Origin of the sequence: Pseudomonas brassicacearum (assembly GCF_003732265.1) — a bacterium.
GTDB classification, from domain to species: Bacteria; Pseudomonadota; Gammaproteobacteria; order Pseudomonadales; family Pseudomonadaceae; genus Aquipseudomonas; species Aquipseudomonas brassicacearum_D.
The window spans coordinates 1-750 of the sequence record NZ_MOBK01000132.1 but is presented as its reverse complement, the minus strand read 5'-3'; the positions used below and the strand labels follow the sequence as shown (position 1 = coordinate 750).

The 750-nt window shown below is 51.2% G+C and carries 1 protein-coding gene and 1 tRNA gene; one reads left to right on the top strand and one right to left on the bottom strand.

Annotated features, from left to right (window positions below):
* The first annotated feature begins 234 nt into the window (after positions 1-234).
* Positions 235-324, top strand: a tRNA-Ser gene (locus BK660_RS30420).
* A gap of 190 nt (positions 325-514) precedes the next feature.
* Here the strand turns inward: BK660_RS30420 and BK660_RS32810 are convergent.
* Positions 515-750 (bottom strand): hypothetical protein (locus BK660_RS32810; protein WP_221178661.1); only part of this gene is annotated, 236 nt, incomplete at its 5' end.

The following is a 750-nucleotide window of genomic DNA, read 5'->3' as shown; positions in this document are numbered from 1 at the left end:
GCCGTGACTGACCCGCCAGTCACCGTTTCCCGGCGTAGCCAGCGCGGCGAGGCATTCTGCTTCTATATAGAAGGGCCGCGCCCACCGAAGATTGGCCGGTTTGCCATGGCCTGCCAGCGGGGAAAACGGCTTTTTCTCTTAACCGCATGAAAATTCTGAAAAAAAGTTTGCCATCGCAAAAGCTTTCGACTACATTAGCGCGCCTCGACAGACAGAACATGTTTGAAGAGATACGGTGAAGTGTCCGAGTGGCTTAAGGAGCACGCCTGGAAAGTGTGTATACAGGAAACTGTATCGAGAGTTCGAATCTCTCCTTCACCGCCACATTCAGTAAACACAAACCCCTGATTTTCCTAGAGAAAGTCGGGGGTTTGTGGTTTTTGGCGTCTGGCAAAAGGCGATATTGGACCAAATTTGGGACAGACCTGCCTATGATTGCTATCGCACGAATGTGGATCTGTGCCGCCCACTACTGACCTTTTCTAAAAAATGCCATGGCGCTAGGAGAGTCCTCCTAGCTTGTCGATGGAAGTGGAAACATCGAATATTGATCCGGCAGGCGAACGAATAATCCCTTCGCGGGATCAACGCCATCCGCCATCCGCCATCCGCCATCCGCCATCCGCCATCCGGCACATGCACTCCTGTGCTGAGTTAAGTCATTCGTTACGACGGATTTCAGTTTTGATTTTCCACACTCATGAGTAGCGTTCCCCTTCAATGCATTTAAGGGAAGATTCGTTCTCAGCG